Genomic DNA, 22,031 nt, shown 5'->3' on the forward strand with positions numbered 1-22,031 from the left:
CTTTCAACCTGACGGGTTTGCCAGCTTCGCTGGGCAAACAAAAAACGGAGCGGGTCGGCTCCGTTTTTAGTGACTCAATGGCAAATAACAGTCGCTTACTTACGGCGCCAAGTGGTGCCTTGCGGGCCGTCTTCCAGCACAATACCCATCGCGGTGAGCGCATCACGCGCGGCATCGGCGGTGGCAAAGTCTTTGGTTTTGCGAGCATCATTCCGTTTTTGAATGAGCGCCTCAATCTCAGCCACGTCATCATCAGCCCCTGCATCACCTTGCAGGAAGCTATCCGCATCTTGCTCGAGTAAACCAAGAATCGACGCTAACTTACGCATTTGCGCACCCAGTGCGGATGCCGCTGCCAAATCATCGCTACGTAAACGGTTAATCTCACGAGCCATATCGAATAGCACCGAATAGGCTTCTGGGGTGTTAAAGTCATCGTTCATCGCCGCTTCAAAGCGTGCCACGTATTCATCGCCACCGGCAGGTGCGGCCTGAGTGTCTAAACCGCGAAGCGAGGTGTATAGACGCTCAAGTGCTGAACGGGCTTGGTTGAGGTTTTCATCGCTGTAGTTCAACTGGCTGCGATAGTGACCTGAAAGCAGGAAATAACGCACGGTTTCTGCATCATAGTGTGCTAGCACGTCACGGATGGTGAAAAAGTTACCCAAGGATTTGGACATCTTTTCACGATCAACCATCACCATGCCGCTATGCATCCAGGTGTTAACATATGGGGTGTCATGAGCGCAGCAAGATTGGGCTATTTCATTCTCATGGTGCGGGAACTGCAAATCAGAGCCACCACCATGAATATCAAAATGCTCGCCCAAGATCGCGGAATTCATTGCCGAGCACTCAATGTGCCAGCCAGGGCGGCCTGGCCCCCAAGGCGACTCCCAGGTCGGCTCGCCAGGTTTCGACATTTTCCACACCACAAAATCGAGAGGACTGCGCTTGGCTGTCTCAACGTCAACGCGGGCGCCTGCTTGCAGCTGATCGAGATCTTGCTTCGATAGCTTGCCGTAATCGTCAAACTTGGCCACTTCAAACATCACATCGCCATTATCCGCGACATACGCAAAGCCACGCTCAATTAGCTTTTCTACCAGTGCGATGATTTCGTCAATGTAGTCGGTCGCGCGTGGCTCGATGTCCGGACGCGCCATGTTTAAGGCGTCAAAATCTTGATACATTTCACCGATCAAACGCTCGGTCAATGCATCACAGCTCTCGCCATTTTCCGCTGCACGCTTGATGATTTTGTCATCGATATCCGTGATGTTACGGACAAAGGTTAAATCAAAGCCCAAGTAGCGCAAGTAGCGCGCAATCATGTCAAACGAAACAAAGGTACGCCCGTGACCAATATGACAGAGATCGTAAATTGTCACCCCACACACATACATGCCGATTTTTCCCGGCGTGATGGGTTGAAAGACAGCTTTATCTCGCGTCAGTGAGTTGTGGATCTTTAACGGGGGGGTTTGCGTCGACATAATTATTTGATGACTCGTTACAATAGTGACAATGAGTAAGGTGAAGCAGCTATTACACCTTTTCTACTGGCTTGACGCAAGCCTCTCACGCCCGCGACACCCGGTGAAACATTCAGACTAGGCTCACAACTTAGCGTTGAAACTCCCCTTATCGCTTGAGCTAATCGATACCTTTGAATTATTTTTCAGTGAAGAATCTTTATCGATAAGTATTTATTAGGCAAACTGGCCCTCTGACTGATTGGCACTCACCGATCTTATTGAGACTAACCGAAGTGGCAAAATAATGACTGATAACGCAACCCCTTCCGCTCCCCAAGAGGACAAAGTTGACCTCATTTTACGCCAATGGCACGACGAGCGCCCGGATATCGACCCCAGTCCGATGGCGATCACCGGCCGACTCGCGCGGGTTTTGGGCAATATTAACCCCAAACTACAACAAGTCTTTGGTCAATATAACCTCAACCCTGGCGAGTTTGATGTGTTGGCCTCCCTACGACGTGCAGGCTCGCCCTATACGTTAACCCCCAACCAGCTGCTCGATGCCCTGATGCTAACCTCGGGCGCGATGACTAACCGTATTGATCGCCTCGAACAAAAAGGCTTGGTATCTCGGAGCCCGGATCCCAACGACCGCCGTGGCGTGTATGTGTCATTGACAGACGCGGGCATGGATTTAATTGATGATGCAGTGACCGATCACACCAACAATTTACACCAGCTCTTGGCGGGCCTCACCGCCGACGAGCAAGCGGAACTCGCCGTGTTGCTTAAAAAGTTGCTCGCGCATGTTGAGCCTGCATCTTAATCACTGCGATGCCGCTTAGAGGCCAGTGAAGCGTACAGGGATGATGATTAATTCCACATCCAGGGGATCTTTTCTTGATCAGCGAGTACTTTCGGCTAAAATCTGTGATCCTTTTTAGCCAAGCCAATGACAGGATTACATCATGGTGACTCTTCATACCACGTTCGGTGACATCAAACTTCGCATGTTTGCAGACGAAGCACCGGCCACGGTCGAGAACTTTTTACAATACTGCCGTGACGGCTTTTATAATGGAACCCTGTTCCATCGCGTGATTGACGGCTTTATGGTCCAAGGCGGTGGCATGGCCTCTGGCATGGAAGAAAAAGCAACGCGTGCGCCGATTAAAAACGAAGCAGATAACGGCCTAAGCAACTTGACCGGTCGCTTGTCGATGGCGCGTACTATGGAGCCGCACTCAGCAAGCTCGCAATTCTTTATCAACGTCAATGACAACCTGTTCTTGGATCACAAAGCCAAGACACCAGATGGCTGGGGCTACTGTGTGTTTGCCGAAGTGGTTGAGGGCATGGACGTGGTCAACAAGATCAAAGGCGTTGCCACCGGTAACTGGGGTTATGTGCATCAGGACGTGCCGGTCGAAGAAGTGTTGATCAATAGCGTGACTATCGAAGACTAAGATGACACTATCGAGCAAGGGTAGCCAAGGCTACCCTTTCTTTTATCACCACCATAAAGCCAACGCATGTCACATACCCTCTTTATTGCCGATCTCCATTTAAGCCCAACGCGGCCAGATATTACCGACTGCTTTGAGCGTTTTATGCACAAAGAGGCGATAAACGCCGACGCACTTTATGTGTTGGGGGATTTATTTGAGGTGTGGATTGGCGATGACGACCACAGCCCGTTCCACCAACAAATCAAAGCCGCCTTTTCTGCAGTGACTGAGCAAGGCGTGCCGGTGTATTTTATTCATGGCAATCGCGACTTTTTGATTGGTCAACGCTTTGCCAAAGAAACCGGCGTGACGCTATTAAACGAGCTTGAGTGCATCGATTTATATGGCACCCCTACCCTTATCTTGCACGGGGATACCTTGTGTCTAGAGGATGTTGATTATCAGGCGTTTCGCCGCAAAGTCCACCAGCGCTGGTTACAGCGACTCTTTTTGTGCTTGCCGCTAACATGGCGCCGCAAGATTGCGGCCAAAATGCGCGCGGGCAGTGCCAATGCCAACCAGCAAAAGTCGTCAACCATCATGGATGTCACACCACAAGAAGTGCAGCGCCAGTTAGATAAAGCGGGAGTGGTTAACATGATTCACGGCCATACTCACCGCCCTCATATTCATCAGTGGCACCAACACGGCACCGCGTACCAACGCATTGTGTTAGGCGACTGGTATCAACACGGCTCTGTACTGGTGTGTCGCCAACAAGGCTGCGAGTTACAAAGCCGCGACTTCGCCAATTAATAAGCTATTTAGCTCATCGTTAAGAGATAGTTATGCAGACTGATCTATGCCCTTGTTGCAGCAACCAAGCCTATCAAGCCTGCTGCGCGCCCATTCATCAAAACCCCGCCAATGCGTCTCATCCAGAGCAATTAATGCGCGCTCGCTACAGCGCACATCCCAAAGGCTTGGTAGATTTTATTGTTGCGACCTACCACAGTGAATGTGGCGCCGAATCGTTTCGTGAAGACGTTGCCACCATGACCCAACATCAGTGGCAGTCACTCGAGGTGCTCGATAGCGAGGTGTTGCAGCAAGGTGAACTTGGCTTTGTCACCTTCAAAGCTCACTTTATTGCCGACGGTGAGCCTCAGTGCCTGTACGAGCGCTCTCGTTTTGTCAAAGAAGCGATCGATGGACAGCGTCAGTGGCGATATATCGATGGTGTCTTCCCCGGTCATGTCAAAGCAGGGCGCAATGATCCCTGTCCGTGTGGCAGCGGGCGTAAATTTAAAAAGTGTTGCGGCTAGTTTCTTTCAGCCTCTGACCAAAAGCTGGTTAAAAAACAATCAAGAATTCTTTTCCTTAGTCGATACTGTTAGTAAGACCAGAGGAGGATGAATCATGAATTGGCTCGGCAATCTCAGTCCCGTTTATCGCACACCGCATGCGCCGCCCACCAAAGTATGGGCGATTCGAAAACAAGCTCATATTGAGGAGCGCAAGCAGCGCCGCTTAGATGACCCTAATGATCCTCAACATCACGCTCAGAAAGAGCATGAGGAAAACAAAAGAAAAAAAGACGGTGAGCTAGATATTTATGTATAAGTTCATCGCCCAGCCGCTAGGCTATCGCCACCACAGATAAAAACGCGTGGAAAAAATCGCGGATCATTGGTTGCAATCTAAGCTGATTTTGATAATGTCAAAAGCAGTTAAATAAAGTTCAACGTAACGACGGACGACACAAATGACTTCAGCGCTAATGACAATGCATCACCACCATCATCCTGACTAGTCTTTCGGGAGGAATGGTTTCGACTGGAAGACGAGTAAAAAGCGCTTCCGTCGGTCATTAGCCAGCTAACAGATTCAGACCCTCGGGAGCACCGTCTTCCGAGGGTTTTTTCTTTTTTAGCTTTTCATTTTTAGACAAGGAAGCACATATGCAAACACAACGCTTACGTATCGCCATCCAAAAAAAGGGCCGCCTGGCCAAAGAATGCCAAGAGTTGCTTAAACGCTGCGGGGTAAAAATCAATTACACCGGTGAGCGTTTAGTGGTTCACGCCGAAAACATGCCCATCGATCTGCTGCTGGTCCGTGACGATGATATCCCGGGCCTTATCATGGACGGCGTAGTTGATTTAGGGGTGATTGGCGAAAACGAGTTAGAAGAAGTACGCCTTGAGCGCATCAAGCTGGGCGAGCCCAGCCAGTACCAACTGCTGCGCCGCCTCGACTTTGGCGGCTGCCGTCTCTCTATAGCCCTCGATAAAGACCAAAGCTATAACGGCCCACAAGATCTGGCCAACCAACGCATTGCCACCACCTACCCCAACATTCTTAAAGCCTACATGGATAAGCAAGGTGTGAGTTTTAGCACCTGTATGCTCAATGGCTCCGTCGAAGTTGCGCCACGAGCAGGACTCGCCGATGCGATTTGTGATTTGGTCTCAACCGGTGCCACCCTAGAAGCCAACGGCTTGAAAGAGGCCGAGGTGATTTTCCGCTCTAAAGCGGTATTAATTCAGCGCGAAGGCAGCTTCAGTGAAGAGAAAACCGCATTGATTGAACGCTTGCTCACCCGCATGCAAGGGGTCATCCAAGCCAAAGAGTCCAAATACATCATGCTCCACGCACCCAGCGAGACCTTAGAGCAAGTGGTCGAGCTACTCCCCGGCGCGGAAGATCCCACCATCTTGCCCTTGGCACACGAGAAGAGCCGTGTCGCCGTGCACCTTGTGAGCACCGAGAATCTGTTCTGGGAAACCATGGAAAAACTGAAGCAGTTGGGTGCGAGCTCAATTTTGGTCCTGCCGATTGAAAAGATGATGGAGTAAATAGTCATGCGTACTGTGGTCTGGAAATCACTCGGAGAGTCACAAAAAGAAGGCTTAATGCGCCGCCCTGCGATCACAACCGGCGCACAAACCCAAGCGAGCGTCGCGGAGATTATCGCCGATGTCCGTGAGCGGGGAGATGAAAGCTTAAAAGCATTGACCCAAAAGTTCGATGGTGTCGAACTTGATAGCATCAAGCTCGACAAAGCGACCTTGGCCGAGGCTGAAGCGCGCTTGGGAGAAGATATCAAACTCGCCTTACGCCAAGCCTACGACAACATCAGCACCTTTCACCGCGCGCAAAAAGCGCAACCGTTGAAAGTCGAAACCATGCCGGGGGTGGTGTGCGAGTCCATCACTCGCCCGATTAACCGCGTGGGGCTGTATATTCCTGGCGGTAGCGCGCCTTTGCCTTCTACCGTATTGATGTTGGGCGTCCCCGCACAAATTGCCGGCTGCCGCAAAGTGGTGCTGTGTACCCCACCGCCGGTGGCCGATGAGATTTTATACTGTGCCAAACTGTGTGAGATTGATGAAATTTATACCCTTGGCGGCGCACAAGCGGTAGCGGCGATGGCTTTTGGCACTCAAAGTGTGACCAAGGTGGATAAAATTTTTGGCCCGGGCAATGCCTATGTCACCGAAGCCAAACGTCAGGTAAGTCTCGCCGCCAATGGTGCAGCCATGGATATGCCCGCTGGCCCCTCGGAAGTGTTAGTGATTGCTGATGCCGGCGCGGATCCAGACTTTGTGGCCGCCGATTTACTCAGCCAAGCGGAGCACGGCCCCGATTCGCAAGTGGTGCTGGTGACCCCCGCCCCGGAAATGGCGGAGAAAGTGGCGGATGCGGTGCAGCAGCAATTAACCACGCTAAGCCGCGCGGAGATTGCTAAACAAGCGCTGGGTAGCAGTGTGATTATCATTGCCGACACCCTCACTCAGTGCGTGTCGATTTCTAACCGCTATGGGCCGGAGCACTTGATTGTGCAAACCCAACAACCAAGGGATTTATTGCCCCTGTTGGATAATGCCGGCTCGATTTTCTTAGGGGCCTACTCGCCCGAGTCTGTGGGTGATTACGCCTCTGGCACCAATCACGTGCTCCCCACTTATGGCTATACGCGTACCTACAGCAGCCTTGGACTGGCCGACTTTACCAAGCGGATGACGGTGCAAGAGCTTAGCGACACGGGGTTACAAACACTGGGCCCGACAGTGATGCGCATTGCCGAAGCAGAAGGCTTGGATGCACACCGCCAAGCGGTCGATATTCGTCTGACTAAACTACAACAAACCCAAGACTCAGAGGACTCGTTAGCATGAGCATCGAAAAACTCGCCCGTGAGCAAGTACAAGCGCTCACGCCTTATCAGTCAGCCCGCCGCATCGGTGGTAGCGGGGATATCTGGCTCAATGCCAACGAGTCGCCCTTTGACAATGCTTACACCGTAAGCGGCCAAGGGCTCAATCGCTACTCCTGCTGCCAGCCTGCCTCATTGATTAATGCCTATGCAGACTATGCCGGCGTAGCAACCAACCAAGTCATCACCACCCGCGGCGCCGATGAAGGGATTGATTTGTTGCTGCGTGCCTTTTGCGAGCCAAACCAAGATAGCGTGCTGATCTGTCCACCTACCTATGGCATGTATGCGGTCAGTGCCGAAAACCAAGGGATCGCCACCACCCAAGTCCCTCTCACCGCCGACTGGCAGTTAGACATGGCAGGGATTGATACCGCCTTGGAGGCAGATGCCAGCATCAAGCTTATCTTCGTGTGTAGTCCTAATAATCCGACTGGCAATCTCATTAACCGTGACGACATTGAGGCGCTACTCACCCGTACCCAAGGTCGCGCGATTGTGGTGCTAGATGAGGCCTATATTGAATTTAGTCCAGAAGCGACCTGCACCGACTTGCTCGCACGCTTTGATAATCTGGCCATTTTGCGCACCCTATCAAAAGCGTTCGCTCTGGCGGGACTGCGTTGCGGCTTTACCCTCGCCAGTCCTGCGATTATTAACTTGATGCTCAAGGTGATCCCACCTTATCCCGTACCGGTGCCCGTCGCAGACATTGCCGAGCAAGCGCTCTCCGAGGCCGGTTTAGCGCGAATGAAATATCAGGTTTTGGACTTAACCGCCAACCGTGCCTATTTGCAAGCCGGCCTCAGTATGCTGCCAGGCGTCGAGGTGCATCCAGGTTTTGGCAATTATCTGCTCATCACCCTAGATGACGCTGACGCGGTGTTCGCACGTTTAGGGCGTGCCGGCATGATAGTGCGCCAAACCGCCGTGGCCAACAGCTTGCGCATCAGCATTGGTAACCGTGACGAATGTGAAAAAGTGCTGGCCTTTATCCGCCAGCAACTCAGTGAATAAGGACAACCACTGTGAAAGACAAGATTTTATTTATTGACCGTGATGGCACCTTGATTGTGGAGCCGCCTGAAGACTATCAAGTGGATCGTCTGGATAAATTAGCCCTTGAGCCGGGCGTTATCCCCGCACTACTTAGCCTGCAAGCGGCGGGTTACACCTTGGTGATGGTGAGCAATCAAGATGGTCTGGGAACCGAGAGCTTCCCGCAAGCGGACTTTGATGCGCCACACAACATGATGATGGCCCTGTTTCGCTCACAAGGGGTCCATTTTGAAGACGTACTGATTTGCCCGCACTTTGATAGCGATGACTGTAGCTGTCGCAAACCCAAACTAGGCTTGGTGAAAGACTACCTACAGCAAGGCCGAATTGATTTCGCCCAATCAGCGGTGATTGGCGATCGCGACACCGATATCACTTTAGCGAACAATATGGCGCTACAAGGGATCAAATATCAACGCGACGTGATGGGCTGGCCACAGATTGTCGAGCGCCTCACTCAGCAGCCGCGATTGGCCAGCGTCACCCGCGCCACCAAAGAAACCGACATTCAGGTGGATGTTAACCTGGATAAGAGTGGCGGCAGTCGCATTGAAACCGGATTGGGCTTTTTTGACCACATGTTAGACCAAATCGCCACCCACGGCGGCTTTCAGCTCAACGTTTGCGTCAAAGGCGATTTGCACATCGACGACCACCACACTATTGAAGATACCGCCCTGGCGTTGGGCGACGCACTCAAACGGGCGCTGGGAGATAAACGCGGTATTGGCCGTTTTGGGTTTAGCCTGCCGATGGATGAATGCTTGGCGCAATGTGCATTGGATTTATCTGGACGCCCCTATTTGAAATTTGAGGCCAGCTTCCCGCAGCCACAAGTGGGCGACATGTCGACCGAAATGGTAGGACACTTCTTCCGCTCATTGACCGACACCTTGGCCTGTACCCTGCACCTAACCGTGTCAGGCGAAAATACCCACCACTTGGTGGAAAGCTTATTTAAAGCCTTTGGCCGCACCTTGCGTCAAGCCATCAAGGTCGAAGGCGACGCCCTGCCAAGCAGTAAAGGAGTGCTGTAATGCGCAAACAGACTGTCATTATCGATACCGGCTGCGCCAATGTGTCCTCGGTGCGCTTTGCTGTCGAGCGTTTGGGGTATCAAGCCACACTAAGCCGCGATCCGGACGTGGTACTTGGGGCGGATAAGCTCTTTTTGCCCGGTGTCGGCACGGCCAGTGAAGCGATGAAGAACCTCACCGAACGCGGCTTGGTGGATTTGGTTAAGCAAGTGGAGCAACCGCTGCTGGGAATATGTCTTGGTATGCAAATGTTGGGGACGCACTCCGATGAAGGCGATAGCCCGGTCGAGTGCCTCGGTCACATCCCCGCCCCCACCAAGCTGATGGATACCGCAGGGCAGCCTCTCCCTCACATGGGGTGGAACCGGGTCGCCACCGTTAATGACCATCCCTTATTCGATGGCATTCCCGCGGGTAGCCACTTTTACTTTGTCCATAGTTACGCGATGCCGGTCGGTGATTACACCTTGGCACAATGTCATTATGGCCATGCGTTCAGTGCGGCCATCAATCAAGGCAACTACTATGGGGTTCAGTTTCACCCTGAGCGCTCGGGCAAAGTGGGCGCGCGTTTGATTCAGAATTTTTTGGAGATGTAAGCAAGGATGATTATACCAGCACTCGACTTGATAGACGGCCAAGTGGTGCGCCTTTATCAAGGAGATTATCAGCAAAAAACCGACTACAGTTTTGACCCGCGTGAGCAGTTTGCGCGTTACCATCAAGCAGGCGCGGATTGGTTGCACCTCGTGGATTTAACCGGCGCTAAAGATCCCACCGCGCGTCAGGTCGATTTAATCACCGAGATTTTGCAATCAACGCCTGCCAACATCCAAATTGGCGGTGGCGTGCGCACCGAAATGGACGTGATTGAGCTGCTGAACACCGGCGCGCAGCGCGTAGTGATCGGCTCCACCGCGGTCAAATCGCCCGATTTGGTCAAAGGCTGGATGCAAACCTACGGCCCTGACCGCATTGTATTGGCACTCGACATTCATATCGACAGCGACGGGACGCGACGCGTGGCGGTGTCCGGCTGGCAACAAGACTCCGGCGTCACCATTGAAGCGCTCCTCGACGATTATTTGTCCGTCGGGCTCAAGCATGTGCTGTGCACTGATATCTCCCGCGATGGCACCTTGCAAGGCAGCAATGTGGCGCTCTATCGCGACTTGTGTCAGCGCTATCCGAGCATTGCGTTTCAATCATCAGGCGGCATTGGCAGTCTCGAAGACATTCGCGCCTTACGCAACACTGGCGTCGCAGGCGTGATCGTCGGCCGCGCCCTACTGGAAGGCAACTTTAGCGCAGAGGAGGCGATCGCATGCTGGCAAAACGGATAATTCCTTGTTTGGACGTCCGCGACGGACAAGTGGTGAAAGGCGTGCAATTTCGCAATCACGAAATCATCGGCGATATCGTCCCGCTCGCCAAACGCTACGCCGAAGAAGGTGCTGACGAGTTGGTGTTTTATGACATCACCGCCTCCAGTGACAGCCGGGTGGTCGATAAAAGCTGGGTCAGTCGCGTTGCGGAAGTAATTGATATTCCGTTTTGCGTCGCCGGTGGGATTAAATCCGAAGCCGATGCTCAGCAAATCTTGGAATTCGGCGCGGATAAGATATCCATTAATTCACCCGCCTTGGCCGACCCGAGTCTGATCACGCGACTGGCCAATAAATTTGGCGTGCAGTGCGTGGTGGTCGGGATTGATTCCTTCTTCGATGAGGCGACCGGGCACTATCAGGTCTATCAGTTTACCGGCGATGAAAGCCGTACTCAGGCCACGCCTTGGCAAACCGCTGCCTGGGTTGAGGAAGTCCAACAGCGAGGCGCGGGCGAAATCGTACTCAATATGATGAACCGCGATGGCGTGCGCCAAGGCTATGACTTAACCCAACTCAACATGGTGAGAGAGCGCTGTCAGGTGCCTCTGATTGCCTCCGGCGGTGCGGGGGAAATTTCGCATTTCGCCGACGCCTTTTTACAAGCGAATGTCGATGGCGCGCTGGCCGCCTCGGTGTTTCACAAGCAAATCATCGCGATAAGCGAATTAAAACAAACATTAAAACAACAAGGGATCGAGGTAAGAGTATGACGGCAGCATGGGTAGAACGTATCGATTGGGAGAAAAACGCCGGCTTGGTGCCTGCGATTATCCAACACAGCGATAGCGGCCAAGTGTTAATGCTGGGCTACATGAATGCCGATGCACTGAACGCGACGCTCGAAACCGGTCGCGTCACCTTTTGGTCACGCAGTAAATCACGCCTTTGGGTAAAAGGCGAAAGCTCCGGTCATGTGTTAAGCCTTGAGCACATTGCACTCGATTGCGATCAAGACACCTTGTTGGTCACGGCGACGCCGCATGGACCCACCTGTCACCTCGGCACGACCACCTGCTTTGACAGTGACAATAAACCGCCACACACCGGCCCCGGCTTTTTATCGAGCCTAGAGCAAGTACTTGCCAGCCGCAAAGACGCCGCGCCTGATGAATCTTACACCGCAAGTCTATTTGCCAAAGGCACCAAGCGTATCGCGCAAAAAGTGGGGGAAGAAGGCGTCGAAGTCGCCCTCGCTGCCACGGCAGGCGATAAAGCCGAGCTATTAAACGAAAGCGCCGACTTGCTTTATCACCTGTTGGTATTACTGCAAGACCAAGAGCTTAGCCTCCATCAAGTGACCGAAGTCCTCGCCTCTCGCCATCAAGGCTAACGCCCACGCGCGTTAACCTAACCATGGTCCCTTCAAAGCGCCGCACAACTGCGGCACTTTGTGTGACGCAAGTTATCTCACTCGCAATTTAAGAGATAATACACGCCTTTGATTGACGCTCATCCCATGCCAAAATACGTTTGATGCATGATCAAATCATTCGCAGATAAACGAACGCAGGCACTATACTCAAAGGGAACATCAAAGAGGTTCCCTACCGAGCTGGCGGTACGTGCGGCAAGAAAGTTGGAGTATATCGATCTCGCCACACAGCTCGATGATCTCACGGTGCCACCCGGTAATCGCCTTCACGCTTTGTCAGGAAACAGACAAGGGCAACATGCAATAGCGATAAACAAACAGTGGCGCATTTGCTTTCGCTTTGAAGACGGTGACGCGTATGACGTCGAGGTTTGCGACTACCACTAATGAGGTAACAGTGATGACGATTTTCAACACAGCTGGAATGCAACGCCAACCGACGCATCCTGGAGCCATGTTGCGCGAAGACTTTCTGCCCGATTACGGCTTGAGTGTAGAACAATTGGCTGATGCTTTGGGTGTCTCTCGTCAATCGATGATTGCCGTATTGGATGAGCGTAAAGCCGTGAGCCCGGAGCTGGCGCTTCGTCTCGCTCGTCTGTTTGGTAACTCGCCTGAGTTTTGGCTCAATGCGCAAAGGGCCGTTGATCTTTGGGAGGCGTCGCAATCAATTAAACACGAGGTAGCAAAAATAAAACCGCTTGATGTCGCTTAATCGCGCGTCATGGCCGTAGCAGATCGCCAAATCCTGCTCAGATCAGTTAAACTGCCTGTATTCCCGACAGTTAGTGACAAGGCGTCCTATGTTTAACGGCAAATCCATTCTGATCACCGGCGGTACTGGTTCTTTTGGTAAAAAGTACGTCCGCACCCTGCTTGAACGCTATCAACCACGCCGCCTCGTGGTGCTCTCTCGCGATGAGCTCAAGCAATATGAAATGCAGCAAACCTTTAACGCCCCTTGCATGCGCTATTTTATTGGCGATGTGCGTGATGGCGATCGTTTAATGCAAGCGATGCAAGGCATTGACTATGTGATTCATGCTGCTGCACTCAAGCAGGTACCTGCCGCCGAATACAACCCGATGGAGTGTATCAAGACCAACATTCACGGTGCAGAGAATGTGATTCGTGCCGCGATTGCCAACGGAGTGGAAAAGGTGATTGCGCTCTCGACCGATAAAGCCGCCAGCCCCAATAATCTCTATGGCGCCACCAAACTGTGTTCAGATAAATTGTTTGTCGCCGCTAACAATATGACCGGGGGCCAAAAGACACGCTTTTCGGTGGTGCGCTATGGCAATGTGGTCGGCTCGCGCGGCTCTGTGGTGCCTTTGTTTAAGAAAAAGGCAGCGGAAGGCGCGGATCATTTGCCCATTACCCATCCTGAAATGACCCGTTTTTGGATTACCTTGCAGCAAGGGGTGGATTTTGTGCTGAAAAACTTTTCACGCATGTATGGCGGGGAAATATTTGTTCCTAAGATCCCATCGGTTCGCCTGACGGATCTCGCCAGCGCCTATGCCCCGAACACGTCCGTTAAGGTGATAGGCATTCGCCCCGGAGAAAAAATGCATGAAGTGATGTGTCCGGCTGACGATGCGCATCTGACGCTCGAATTTGCCGATCATTACGTGATTTGTCCCACCATAAAGTTCTACGATGCCGATGATGACTATCGAGAAAATGCGTTGGGTGAGAAAGGACAGCCCGTGCCAGAGGGCTTTGAGTATCAATCAGGCACTAACCCAGATGTGTTAACCGTCGAGGCCATTTTGCAACTCGACACCGAGCAGTAAAGGAGTATGGCGTTGATCCCATACGGAAAGCAGCATCTTAGTGAGCAAGACTATGCCGCTGTGCTTGAGGTGCTAAAAAGTGATTATCTGACGCAAGGCCCGCAAGTTCCGGCTTTTGAAGCCGCCGTCGCCGAACTCACCGGGGCGGCGCATGCGGTCGCCGTCAATAGCGCGACATCTGCCCTGCATCTGGCTTGTCTGGCCCTAGAACTAGGCCCAGGCGATCGTTTATGGACCTCGCCCATTACCTTTGTCGCGTCAGCCAATTGTGGTCGATACTGTGGTGCCGAGGTGGACTTTGTCGATATCGACCCGAACACACGTAACCTATGCCCCAAGCAGCTCGCGAAAAAGCTAGCGCAAGCGGCCGCTACTCACACCTTGCCCAAAGTGCTGGTGGTGGTGCATATGGCCGGTGCCAGTGCGCCAATGGCCGAGATTGCCGCGCTCGCTAAGCGTTATCAGGTGGCCATTATTGAGGATGCGTCACATGCGATGGGCGCCCACTATCAAGAAGCGGCGGTGGGTGCATGCCAGTACAGCGATATTAGCGTGTTTAGTTTTCATCCTGTCAAAGTGGTTACCGCGGGAGAGGCTGGGGTTGCCACCACCCAAAGTGTCATATTGGCGAAAGCACTGCGTCAGTTGCGTAGCCACGGGATCACCCGTGACGCAGAAGATAGCCACGCTAGCTTACCGCCTTGGGGTTATGAGCAGCATGCATTGGGGATGAACTATCGCCTCTCGGATATTCATGCCGCGCTTGGCCGTTCACAATTAACCCAACTTGGTTCCTTTATCGCCAGACGGTTTGCACTCGCCGAGCGTTACCATCAAGCGCTGGCGGATTTGCCCGTCAAGCGGCCCGTTTTAGACCCTGAGTCGGCATGGCATTTGTATTTGATTGAGCTTGAGCACGCCGATACACGCCGCGCGGTTTTTGAAGCAATGCGTGCGCAAGGCATTGGCGTGAACGTGCACTATATTCCCGTGCATACGCAACCTTACTATCTGGCACAGGGCTTCCAGCCCGGAGACTTCCCGCTTGCCGAACAGTATTACGCGGGCGCGCTCACTTTGCCGCTTTACCCCGATTTAACCGAGCAACAGCAAGATACAGTGATTGCTGCGCTACAAAAAGCCATTGAGGACGCGTGACCGATGAATGTATGTATTATTCCCGCCCGAGGTGGCAGCAAACGCATTCCGGGCAAGAACCTCAAACTGTTTAACGGTGCGCCCATTATCACTTATGCCATTGCGACAGCACGTCAAAGTGGGTTATTCGATCGCGTCTTGGTTTCCACCGATTGCGACGACATTGCCAGTGTGGCACGCGATGCCGGAGCTGAAGTGCCTTTTGTACGTCCCGCCGAGATTGCCGGTGATCACGCCACGACCTTGGATGTGCTTGAACATGCGATCCAGTGGCTGAACCAGTCGCCACAGCACACGCCTTTACACGCGGTATGCTGCCTGTATGCGACCACTCCCTTTGTCACCACGGATGACTTGCGCCAAGGCTTAGCGTTACTGAACGGCGACACCGTCAAATACAGTTTTGCCGCCACCCGCTACGCCTTTCCAATTCAGCGCAGTATTCATGTCGATGCCGATGGCAGTGTCAGCATGTTGTGGCCCGAGCACTTCACCACCCGTTCACAAGACTTACAACCGGCGTACCACGATGCGGGAATGTTTTACTGGGGCACGCCAAGTGCGTTTTTAGCGCGGGAGCCGGTTTTTGCCCCCCACTCGAAAGCCGTGTTGATCCCTCATTACCGCGTGCAAGACATTGATGAGCCGGACGACTGGCTACGCGCTGAGCTAATGTATCAACTGTTGGAGCAACAGGCCTTGCTATGAGCCATATTGCCATTCGAGTCGATGCCTCCCAAGCGATAGGCACCGGGCACGTCAGCCGCATGCACGTGTTGGCTAGCATGCTACAAGCATCTGGCCATCAGATAACCTTGGTATGTCGCGATTTACCCGGAAATTTAATAGCGGTCAGCCATGAACAAGGCTTAACGGTGGCGGTGTTGCCTGCTCCCAAAAACTCGCTTAGCAACACCGACTGGCTGGGTGTGAGCCAGTGGCAAGATGCCGACGAGACAAGCGCATGCGTGGCTAACCAGCCGGTGGATTTAATGGTGGTGGATCATTACGCCTTAGATGCCCGCTGGGAACAATCGATTCACACCCAATTGGGCTGTCCGGTGATGGTGGTCGATGATCTCGCCAATCGGCCCCACGATTGCGCGTTCTTGCTCGACCAAAATCCTTGGCCTGATCTGACTACGCGCTACGCGTCACAGCTTTTAAATCCACAGATCCGATGCTTGTTGGGGCCTGACTATGCACTATTGCGTCCAGCATTTGCCGCCTTACATCAGTCTCCGCCGCCGCGAGAAAACAAGGTGATCGCCTTTTTCTCCGGCACGGATCCGACCGGTGAAAGCGTCAAGCTCGTGGACGCGGTGAAACACCTAGAAGCCGTTCAACACCTAGAAGAAGGGCAGAACCTCGAGAGGCTGCCTTTCTCGCTATTAATTGTCACCGGACGGCGTAACCCAGACCGCGAAGCATTGTGTAAAGCGCCTGTCCCCGATGGGGTTAGTGTGGTGGAAGCACTGTCGGACTTTGATGCCCAGATGGCACGGGCACGCTACGCGTTTGGGGCGGCCGGTGTGACCGCCATTGAGCGCAGCTGCTTGGGGATCCCGAGCACCTTGGTGTGTGTGGCGGAAAACCAACACGCCATGGCCGAGTATCTCGCCGGACAGCCGGGCTATCAATACTTAGGACGTGGTGAGCATACCCGCTGGCAAGATTACGCGTCTGCACTGCAGCACCTTGCGGCAAACTGGCATCAGCTTCCTACCCTGCCAGCGATCACTGATGGAAAAGGCGCAGAGCGCGTGGTCGCGGCCTTGGAGCATGACTTATGCAACTGATTTTTAAAGCGGTGAGTCACGCGGACAGTGACACTTTATGGCATTGGCGCAATCGTCCCAATGTCCGCCAGTTTATGTACACCCAGCATGAAATTAGCCATGATGAGCACAAGGCATGGTTCAGCCATATGCTCGCCAGCACGCACCGTTATTTTTATATCGTTTACAAGCGCGTAGACGGCCAACCGGACAAGCCACTTGGCGTGGTCAATCTTGACCTCGATAGCGAGAATAGTACTAGTGCGACCTGGGCTTTTTATGCTGCTCCGGATGCACCGCGTGGCAGCGGCGCGCTTATGGAGTTTGGCGCATTAAGCTTAGCGTTTGAGACCTTGGGCGTGACCCAGTTGAACTGTGAAGTGCTCAGTCATAATCAGGGAGTGGTTCGGCTACATCAACGCTTTGGCTTTCGTGAAACGCCGCAAAGTCGGCAACGCACCTTTTCCCTGCCTGAGGGAACAACCGTCGAGATTGTGTGCCTGTCTTTGTCCGCTGATGAGTGGCAGCAAGGTGCCAGTGTCCTTCAAACCAAACTGAATATCGATGCGGTTTATGAACAACGACATTAAGATTGCAGGCCGTTTGATCGGCCCCCAGCATCCTCCCTATATCATTGCCGAAATGTCGGCGAACCATAATGGTAGTCTTGAGCTTGCCAAACAAACCCTTTCCATGGCCAAAGCCTGCGGTGCCGATGCCGTCAAAATGCAAAGCTATACCGCCGATACCATTACCCTTGATTGCGACCACGATGAGTTTCAGATCAAAGGCGGACTATGGGATGGTTATAGTCTCCACCAGCTATATCGCTGGGCACAAACCCCGTTTGAGTGGCACAAGCCGTTATTTGATCACGCGAGAAAAGAAGGCATCACCTTATTCTCCTCTCCTTTTGATTGCTCAGCGATTGATTTGCTCGAAGATCTTAACGCTCCTGCCTATAAAATAGCCTCGTTCGAGGCGATTGATTTGCCCTTGATTCGCTATGCCGCGCAAACCGGTAAACCGATGATCATCTCAACCGGCATGGCTGACGAGACAGAGATTGCCGAGGCGGTGGCGACGGCCCTTGATAACGGCTGTCGTGAGCTGGTGTTGCTTCATTGTATCAGCGCCTACCCTGCGCCGATTGAACAAAGCCATCTGCGAACCATTCCAACCTTAGCCACACGCTATCAAACCTTGGCGGGCTTATCCGATCATTCGCTGACCAACACCGCCGCGATCGCAGCCGTCGCACTCGGCGCGTGCGTGATTGAAAAACATGTGATGCTCTCTGAAGATTCGGGAGGCCCGGATGCCGCTTTCTCGCTTACGCCACCTGCACTCAGTGCGCTTTGTGAGCAAACCCACGCGGCGTGGCAAGCGTTAGGACAAAGCGCCCTAACCACACGAGAGGCCGAGTCGAGCAACCGTCAATTTAGGCGCTCTTTGTACGTCTGTGAGGATATCGCGCCCGGTGAGCCACTGACGCCCGATAATGTGCGCAGTATTCGCCCTGGCTTTGGTTTGGCACCGAAACACTATGATGCTGTGATCGGAAAGCGCACAACACGCGCGTTAACCAAAGGCTCCGCGTTGTCGTGGGAGGATATCGAAGACTAGCTGGAGCATATCCATAAAAAAACCCGGCGACTGAGCCGGGTTTCGTTTCTCACTGAGAATCAGTGATTACATCTGCTTGACCATCTCGTCAGCAAACTCAGAGCACTTACGCAGGCTTGCCCCTTCCATTTGGCGCTCGAAGTCATACGTCACTGTTTTGTTAGCGATGGTGTTCTCCATTGACTTGATCACCAAGTCAGCCGCTTCAAACCAGCCCATATGACGCAGCATCATTTCAGCTGAAAGAATGAGTGAGCCTGGGTTCACCTTGTCTTGACCGGCGTATTTTGGTGCCGTGCCATGGGTCGCTTCAAACAGCGCCACGCCGTCACCAATGTTGGCACCTGGGGCGATACCAATACCACCAACCTGTGCGGCCAAGGCATCAGATACGTAATCACCATTCAAGTTCATGGTGGCAATCACATCATATTCCGCAGGACGCAGCAGAATTTGCTGCAAGAAGGCATCCGCGATGGAATCTTTGATGATGATCTCTTTACCGGTTTTTGGATTTTTCATCGTCATCCACGGACCGCCATCAAGCAACTCGGCACCAAACTCTTTATTGGCTACTTCGTATGCCCAATCTTTAAACGCCCCTTCGGTAAACTTCATGATGTTACCTTTGTGGACGATAGTCAGCGAGTCACGGTCGTTATCGATGGTGTACTCGATAGCGGCGCGAACCAGACGCTTGGTGCCTTCTTCTGAGATTGGCTTAATGCCTACACCACACTGCTCAGGGAAACGGATTTTGTTGGCACCCATTTCTTCACGCAGGAACTTGATCACTTTATCCGCTTCGGCCGTGCCTGCCTTAAACTCAACACCCGCGTAGATGTCTTCTGAGTTTTCGCGGAAGATCACCATGTCCGTGTCTTCTGGCTTTTTCAGTGGGCTAGGAACGCCAGTGAAGTAACGTACCGGACGCGCACAGATATAAAGGTCGAGCTCTTGACGAAGCGCCACGTTCAATGAGCGAATACCACCGCCCACTGGGGTCGTCAGTGGCCCTTTGATAGCCACTTTGTATTCGCGAATAAAGTCGAGAGTTTCAGCTGGCAGCCACTGATCGTCACCATATACCTTGGTTGACTTCTCACCAGTATAGATTTCCATCCATGAAATCTTACGCTCACCGTTATAGGCTTTAGCAACAGCTGCATCAACAACTTTGATCATTGCAGGGCTAACATCCATCCCGATGCCATCCCCTTCAATGTAAGGGATCACAGGGTGGTTAGGGACTACCAGTTTTGTGCCGTCGAGTGTGATCTTCTGACCTTCCGCCGGTACAACTACTTTACTTTCCATTTTAATCTCCTAGCGTCCATTTGTTATCTTTGTGTAAGATGCGAGTTGAGGATACTCGAATTCATACAACACGCCAAACAGATTATTACGTGTATAATACGGAAGTCTCATTTGCCGTTTAATCTATTTGACAGCCCTCATGCCATATAAAGCCCGCCTCCAGCCAGCGTCAAAGGCTGTTTCAAACACCCAAGCTCCATCGGCCAAAGGTGGAAAGGCCCCCCGAGCGGCCACCGTCGCCACCAAAGTGATACTTGTTAACAAACCTTATAACATGTTGACCCAGTTTAGTGGCGAGCCCGGTGACAGTACATTGGCCGACATTGTCTCGGTGAAAGACGTGTACCCGGCCGGTCGGCTCGACAAAGACAGCGAGGGCTTACTGGTGCTCACCAATAATGGTGCCTTGCAAGCCAGACTCACCCAACCTTCATCCAAGTCTCCTAAAACCTATTGGGTACAAGTCGAAGGCGAGCCCAGCGATGAGGCGATTCAGGCGCTCTGTGACGGTGTCGAACTGAAAGATGGTCTGACGCTGCCCGCCGATGTCGCCAAGATCGCCCCGCCCATCGTATGGGAACGTCACCCTCCGGTGCGTTATCGCGCTAACACTCCCACCACTTGGTTAGAGGTGGTGCTACAAGAGGGGCGAAATCGGCAAGTACGCCGGATGACCGCGCACATCGGCCACCCGACATTGCGCTTGATTCGCGCCCAACTCGGCCCATGGCAGCTGGATGATTTGCAACCGGGCCAGTGGCGTGAGGTTGCGCCCCCGAAAGGCTTCGAGCAGTTCACCCCTAAACCCAAAGGACCAAAAGGGAAAGCACCACGCCGACGCACTCGCTCGTCCAAGCGCGCACCGTCGAAGAAACGCAATGAGTACTAGGAGTACCTGAACACACCATCGATCGATTTGCGCACACAGACCCTCCGCGCCAAGGATGGCGCGGCGGAGCCCCCAGGGATGGGTATACGGCGTGTCTGCGTGCGGGAATCGGTCGATAAACCTAAGGGGTTCACAAGTCTTTGCGCGGCATCCAATCCCAAGTATTAACCCTCATTGCTACTAATAGTATTAACATATGCCGCCTCGGTCACAGGCCACGCGACCACCTCCCCACCCATCTACTCACTTTGGATAACGGTTAACGTGTGAGCCCTATCACATCTGTATCCGGCGATTTGATTCTGTTAAACTCAGCGTCCGTTTATTGATAGCAGCATTTGTGATCACCATGTCAGATAACAGCAGCAAAAAAGTGATTGTCGGAATGTCCGGCGGTGTTGATTCCTCCGTTTCTGCCTACTTGTTGAAACAACAGGGTTATCAGGTAGAAGGCCTGTTTATGAAAAACTGGGAAGAGGATGACAACGAGGAGTATTGCTCTGCTGCAGAAGACTTGGCCGATGCGCAAGATGTGTGTGATAAGCTTGGCATCGAGCTACACACCATTAACTTTGCCGCTGAGTACTGGGACAACGTCTTCGAGCACTTTTTGACCGAATACAAAGCGGGTCGCACGCCCAACCCTGATATTCTCTGCAATAAAGAAATCAAATTTAAGGCGTTTCTCGAGTTTGCCGACGAAGTGCTGGATGCCGATTATATTGCCATGGGACATTATGTCCGTCGCACCTTCCCTGAAAGCGGCGAAAAAGCGCAAATGCTGCGCGGCTTAGACAATAACAAAGATCAAAGCTATTTCTTGTACACGCTTAGCCATGATCAAGTGGCACGCAGCCTGTTCCCTGTGGGCGATTTAGAAAAACCGCAGGTACGCCAAATCGCGGAAGAGCAAGGTTTGGTGACGGCGAAGAAAAAAGATTCAACCGGCATTTGCTTTATCGGCGAGCGTAAGTTCACTGACTTTTTATCACAGTATTTACCCGCACAGCCCGGCCCTATCGAAACCACTGAGGGCGACGTGATTGGTGAACACCAAGGGTTGATGTACCACACTTTGGGTCAGCGCAAAGGCTTAGGCATTGGCGGTCTTAAAGGTGGCAACGGTAGCGAAGCGCCTTGGTATGTGGTCGAGAAGGACGTTGCGCGTAATGTATTGCTCGTCGGTCAAGGCCATGATCATCCTCGACTCTATTCAGAAGGACTCATCGCAGCGCAATTACACTGGGTCGATCGCGAGATTGTGACTGAGACCCGCCATTGCACGGTAAAAACCCGATACCGTCAACACGATATATCGTGTACTATCACGCCCGTTGATGATGATACAGTGAAAGTTATCTTCGACGAGCCGCAAATTGCGGTAACTCCGGGGCAATCCGCTGTCTTTTACGATGGCGATGTGTGCCTAGGCGGTGGCATTATCGAGCAACGTATTTAAG

The 22,031-nt window shown here is 52.7% G+C and carries 24 protein-coding genes, 1 pseudogene and 1 other annotated feature; of the genes and pseudogenes, 23 read left to right on the forward strand and 2 right to left on the reverse strand.

Going from position 1 to position 22,031, the window contains the following annotated elements; genetic code table 11:
* Positions 1 to 95: 95 nt before the first annotated feature.
* Entirely contained in the window at positions 96 to 1,496 is a 1,401-nt protein-coding gene (gene cysS, locus C7A19_RS09575; protein WP_116644781.1) for a cysteine--tRNA ligase, read from the reverse strand.
* A gap of 286 nt (positions 1,497 to 1,782) precedes the next feature.
* Between cysS and C7A19_RS09580 the strand changes: the two genes are divergently transcribed.
* The 21 genes from C7A19_RS09580 to pseI all read left to right on the forward strand — a co-directional run bounded on the left by C7A19_RS09580 (position 1,783) and on the right by pseI (position 18,365).
* Complete coding sequence (locus tag C7A19_RS09580; protein WP_077459193.1) at positions 1,783 to 2,307, forward strand: MarR family transcriptional regulator; 525 nt, start codon at positions 1,783 to 1,785, stop codon at positions 2,305 to 2,307.
* A gap of 142 nt (positions 2,308 to 2,449) precedes the next feature.
* Positions 2,450 to 2,947, forward strand: a complete 498-nt coding sequence (locus C7A19_RS09585) for a peptidylprolyl isomerase (protein ID WP_069361219.1) — start codon at positions 2,450 to 2,452, stop codon at positions 2,945 to 2,947.
* 66 nt (positions 2,948 to 3,013) lie between these two features.
* The gene (gene lpxH / locus C7A19_RS09590) at positions 3,014 to 3,745 is read left to right on the forward strand and encodes a UDP-2,3-diacylglucosamine diphosphatase (protein WP_077521214.1); all 732 of its coding nucleotides are present in this window, start codon (positions 3,014 to 3,016) and stop codon (positions 3,743 to 3,745) included.
* 32 nt (positions 3,746 to 3,777) lie between these two features.
* Entirely contained in the window at positions 3,778 to 4,254 is a 477-nt protein-coding gene (locus C7A19_RS09595; RefSeq protein ID WP_116644782.1) for a YchJ family metal-binding protein, read from the forward strand.
* A 94-nt stretch (positions 4,255 to 4,348) separates the two neighbouring features.
* Positions 4,349 to 4,552, forward strand: a complete 204-nt coding sequence (locus tag C7A19_RS09600) for a hypothetical protein (protein ID WP_077459190.1) — start codon at positions 4,349 to 4,351, stop codon at positions 4,550 to 4,552.
* 165 nt (positions 4,553 to 4,717) lie between these two features.
* Positions 4,718 to 4,856 (forward strand) — a sequence feature (His leader region).
* Positions 4,857 to 4,890: 34 nt separating this feature from the next.
* Positions 4,891 to 5,787 carry an ATP phosphoribosyltransferase gene (gene hisG, locus C7A19_RS09605; RefSeq protein WP_069361215.1) on the forward strand — a complete coding sequence of 299 codons (897 nt, stop codon included), beginning with the start codon at positions 4,891 to 4,893 and terminating at the stop codon, positions 5,785 to 5,787.
* Between the two features lie 6 nt (positions 5,788 to 5,793).
* The gene (hisD, locus tag C7A19_RS09610; protein ID WP_116644783.1) at positions 5,794 to 7,110 is read left to right on the forward strand and encodes a histidinol dehydrogenase; all 1,317 of its coding nucleotides are present in this window, start codon (positions 5,794 to 5,796) and stop codon (positions 7,108 to 7,110) included.
* A gap of 2 nt (positions 7,111 to 7,112) precedes the next feature.
* Positions 7,113 to 8,165, forward strand: a complete 1,053-nt coding sequence (gene hisC / locus C7A19_RS09615) for a histidinol-phosphate transaminase (RefSeq protein ID WP_106407285.1) — start codon at positions 7,113 to 7,115, stop codon at positions 8,163 to 8,165.
* A gap of 11 nt (positions 8,166 to 8,176) precedes the next feature.
* Complete coding sequence (gene hisB / locus C7A19_RS09620) at positions 8,177 to 9,244, forward strand: bifunctional histidinol-phosphatase/imidazoleglycerol-phosphate dehydratase HisB (RefSeq protein ID WP_069361212.1); 1,068 nt, start codon at positions 8,177 to 8,179, stop codon at positions 9,242 to 9,244.
* Positions 9,244 to 9,843, forward strand: a complete 600-nt coding sequence (gene hisH / locus C7A19_RS09625; protein WP_077459185.1) for an imidazole glycerol phosphate synthase subunit HisH — start codon at positions 9,244 to 9,246, stop codon at positions 9,841 to 9,843. The genes hisB and hisH overlap by 1 nt, the downstream gene beginning before the upstream one ends.
* A 6-nt stretch (positions 9,844 to 9,849) precedes the next feature.
* Complete coding sequence (hisA, locus tag C7A19_RS09630) at positions 9,850 to 10,587, forward strand: 1-(5-phosphoribosyl)-5-[(5-phosphoribosylamino)methylideneamino]imidazole-4-carboxamide isomerase (protein ID WP_116644784.1); 738 nt, start codon at positions 9,850 to 9,852, stop codon at positions 10,585 to 10,587.
* Positions 10,569 to 11,342, forward strand: coding sequence for an imidazole glycerol phosphate synthase subunit HisF (hisF, locus tag C7A19_RS09635; protein WP_077638825.1), 774 nt, complete (start codon positions 10,569 to 10,571; stop codon positions 11,340 to 11,342). Before hisA ends, hisF begins: the two co-directional genes overlap by 19 nt.
* A complete protein-coding gene (gene hisIE, locus C7A19_RS09640; protein WP_077460403.1) occupies positions 11,339 to 11,962 on the forward strand; it encodes a bifunctional phosphoribosyl-AMP cyclohydrolase/phosphoribosyl-ATP diphosphatase HisIE in 624 nt (207 codons plus the stop codon). The genes hisF and hisIE overlap by 4 nt, the downstream gene beginning before the upstream one ends.
* A 147-nt stretch (positions 11,963 to 12,109) precedes the next feature.
* Positions 12,110 to 12,391: a type II toxin-antitoxin system RelE/ParE family toxin gene (locus C7A19_RS09645; RefSeq protein ID WP_116644785.1), complete on the forward strand. Its 282-nt coding sequence runs from the start codon at positions 12,110 to 12,112 to the stop codon at positions 12,389 to 12,391.
* A 13-nt stretch (positions 12,392 to 12,404) separates the two neighbouring features.
* Positions 12,405 to 12,719 carry a HigA family addiction module antitoxin gene (locus C7A19_RS09650; protein ID WP_116644786.1) on the forward strand — a complete coding sequence of 105 codons (315 nt, stop codon included), beginning with the start codon at positions 12,405 to 12,407 and terminating at the stop codon, positions 12,717 to 12,719.
* A gap of 88 nt (positions 12,720 to 12,807) precedes the next feature.
* The gene (gene pseB / locus C7A19_RS09655; protein ID WP_116644787.1) at positions 12,808 to 13,803 is read left to right on the forward strand and encodes a UDP-N-acetylglucosamine 4,6-dehydratase (inverting); all 996 of its coding nucleotides are present in this window, start codon (positions 12,808 to 12,810) and stop codon (positions 13,801 to 13,803) included.
* A gap of 12 nt (positions 13,804 to 13,815) precedes the next feature.
* Positions 13,816 to 14,961: a UDP-4-amino-4,6-dideoxy-N-acetyl-beta-L-altrosamine transaminase gene (gene pseC / locus C7A19_RS09660; protein ID WP_116644800.1), complete on the forward strand. Its 1,146-nt coding sequence runs from the start codon at positions 13,816 to 13,818 to the stop codon at positions 14,959 to 14,961.
* A gap of 3 nt (positions 14,962 to 14,964) precedes the next feature.
* Positions 14,965 to 15,669: a pseudaminic acid cytidylyltransferase gene (gene pseF, locus C7A19_RS09665; RefSeq protein WP_096629386.1), complete on the forward strand. Its 705-nt coding sequence runs from the start codon at positions 14,965 to 14,967 to the stop codon at positions 15,667 to 15,669.
* Positions 15,666 to 16,760: a UDP-2,4-diacetamido-2,4,6-trideoxy-beta-L-altropyranose hydrolase gene (pseG, locus tag C7A19_RS09670; protein ID WP_116644788.1), complete on the forward strand. Its 1,095-nt coding sequence runs from the start codon at positions 15,666 to 15,668 to the stop codon at positions 16,758 to 16,760. The genes pseF and pseG overlap by 4 nt, the downstream gene beginning before the upstream one ends.
* The gene (pseH, locus tag C7A19_RS09675; RefSeq protein ID WP_116644789.1) at positions 16,751 to 17,329 is read left to right on the forward strand and encodes a UDP-4-amino-4,6-dideoxy-N-acetyl-beta-L-altrosamine N-acetyltransferase; all 579 of its coding nucleotides are present in this window, start codon (positions 16,751 to 16,753) and stop codon (positions 17,327 to 17,329) included. The genes pseG and pseH overlap by 10 nt, the downstream gene beginning before the upstream one ends.
* A complete protein-coding gene (pseI, locus tag C7A19_RS09680; RefSeq protein ID WP_116644790.1) occupies positions 17,313 to 18,365 on the forward strand; it encodes a pseudaminic acid synthase in 1,053 nt (350 codons plus the stop codon). The genes pseH and pseI overlap by 17 nt, the downstream gene beginning before the upstream one ends.
* Positions 18,366 to 18,431: 66 nt before the next feature.
* Here pseI and icd read toward each other — a convergent pair whose 3' ends face one another.
* Positions 18,432 to 19,682, reverse strand: a complete 1,251-nt coding sequence (gene icd, locus C7A19_RS09685) for an NADP-dependent isocitrate dehydrogenase (protein ID WP_069361198.1) — start codon at positions 19,680 to 19,682, stop codon at positions 18,432 to 18,434.
* Between the two features lie 139 nt (positions 19,683 to 19,821).
* On the opposite strand from icd, the pseudogene C7A19_RS09690 reads away from it, so the two are divergent.
* Positions 19,822 to 20,451: pseudogene (locus C7A19_RS09690) on the forward strand (pseudouridine synthase); the annotation flags it as partial.
* Positions 20,452 to 20,920: 469 nt separating this feature from the next.
* On the forward strand, positions 20,921 to 22,030 hold the full coding sequence (mnmA, locus tag C7A19_RS09695; protein WP_116644801.1) for a tRNA 2-thiouridine(34) synthase MnmA: 1,110 nt from the start codon (positions 20,921 to 20,923) through the stop codon (positions 22,028 to 22,030).
* The last annotated feature ends 1 nt before the right edge of the window (position 22,031 follow it).

It is taken from the genome of Salinivibrio sp. HTSP (assembly GCF_003390965.1).
Lineage (GTDB): Bacteria > Pseudomonadota > Gammaproteobacteria > Enterobacterales > Vibrionaceae > Salinivibrio > Salinivibrio kushneri.

Coding starts and splice junctions, on each gene's coding strand:
- cysS (WP_116644781.1), bottom strand. CDS start 1,496: ATGTCGACGCAAACCCCCCCGTTAAAGATCCACAACTCACTGACGCGA.
- C7A19_RS09580 (WP_077459193.1), top strand. CDS start 1,783: ATGACTGATAACGCAACCCCTTCCGCTCCCCAAGAGGACAAAGTTGAC.
- C7A19_RS09585 (WP_069361219.1), top strand. CDS start 2,450: ATGGTGACTCTTCATACCACGTTCGGTGACATCAAACTTCGCATGTTT.
- lpxH (WP_077521214.1), top strand. CDS start 3,014: ATGTCACATACCCTCTTTATTGCCGATCTCCATTTAAGCCCAACGCGG.
- C7A19_RS09595 (WP_116644782.1), top strand. CDS start 3,778: ATGCAGACTGATCTATGCCCTTGTTGCAGCAACCAAGCCTATCAAGCC.
- C7A19_RS09600 (WP_077459190.1), top strand. CDS start 4,349: ATGAATTGGCTCGGCAATCTCAGTCCCGTTTATCGCACACCGCATGCG.
- hisG (WP_069361215.1), top strand. CDS start 4,891: ATGCAAACACAACGCTTACGTATCGCCATCCAAAAAAAGGGCCGCCTG.
- hisD (WP_116644783.1), top strand. CDS start 5,794: ATGCGTACTGTGGTCTGGAAATCACTCGGAGAGTCACAAAAAGAAGGC.
- hisH (WP_077459185.1), top strand. CDS start 9,244: ATGCGCAAACAGACTGTCATTATCGATACCGGCTGCGCCAATGTGTCC.
- hisA (WP_116644784.1), top strand. CDS start 9,850: ATGATTATACCAGCACTCGACTTGATAGACGGCCAAGTGGTGCGCCTT.
- hisF (WP_077638825.1), top strand. CDS start 10,569: ATGCTGGCAAAACGGATAATTCCTTGTTTGGACGTCCGCGACGGACAA.
- hisIE (WP_077460403.1), top strand. CDS start 11,339: ATGACGGCAGCATGGGTAGAACGTATCGATTGGGAGAAAAACGCCGGC.
- C7A19_RS09645 (WP_116644785.1), top strand. CDS start 12,110: ATGATCAAATCATTCGCAGATAAACGAACGCAGGCACTATACTCAAAG.
- C7A19_RS09650 (WP_116644786.1), top strand. CDS start 12,405: ATGACGATTTTCAACACAGCTGGAATGCAACGCCAACCGACGCATCCT.
- pseB (WP_116644787.1), top strand. CDS start 12,808: ATGTTTAACGGCAAATCCATTCTGATCACCGGCGGTACTGGTTCTTTT.
- pseF (WP_096629386.1), top strand. CDS start 14,965: ATGAATGTATGTATTATTCCCGCCCGAGGTGGCAGCAAACGCATTCCG.
- pseG (WP_116644788.1), top strand. CDS start 15,666: ATGAGCCATATTGCCATTCGAGTCGATGCCTCCCAAGCGATAGGCACC.
- pseH (WP_116644789.1), top strand. CDS start 16,751: ATGCAACTGATTTTTAAAGCGGTGAGTCACGCGGACAGTGACACTTTA.
- pseI (WP_116644790.1), top strand. CDS start 17,313: ATGAACAACGACATTAAGATTGCAGGCCGTTTGATCGGCCCCCAGCAT.
- icd (WP_069361198.1), bottom strand. CDS start 19,682: ATGGAAAGTAAAGTAGTTGTACCGGCGGAAGGTCAGAAGATCACACTC.
- mnmA (WP_116644801.1), top strand. CDS start 20,921: ATGTCAGATAACAGCAGCAAAAAAGTGATTGTCGGAATGTCCGGCGGT.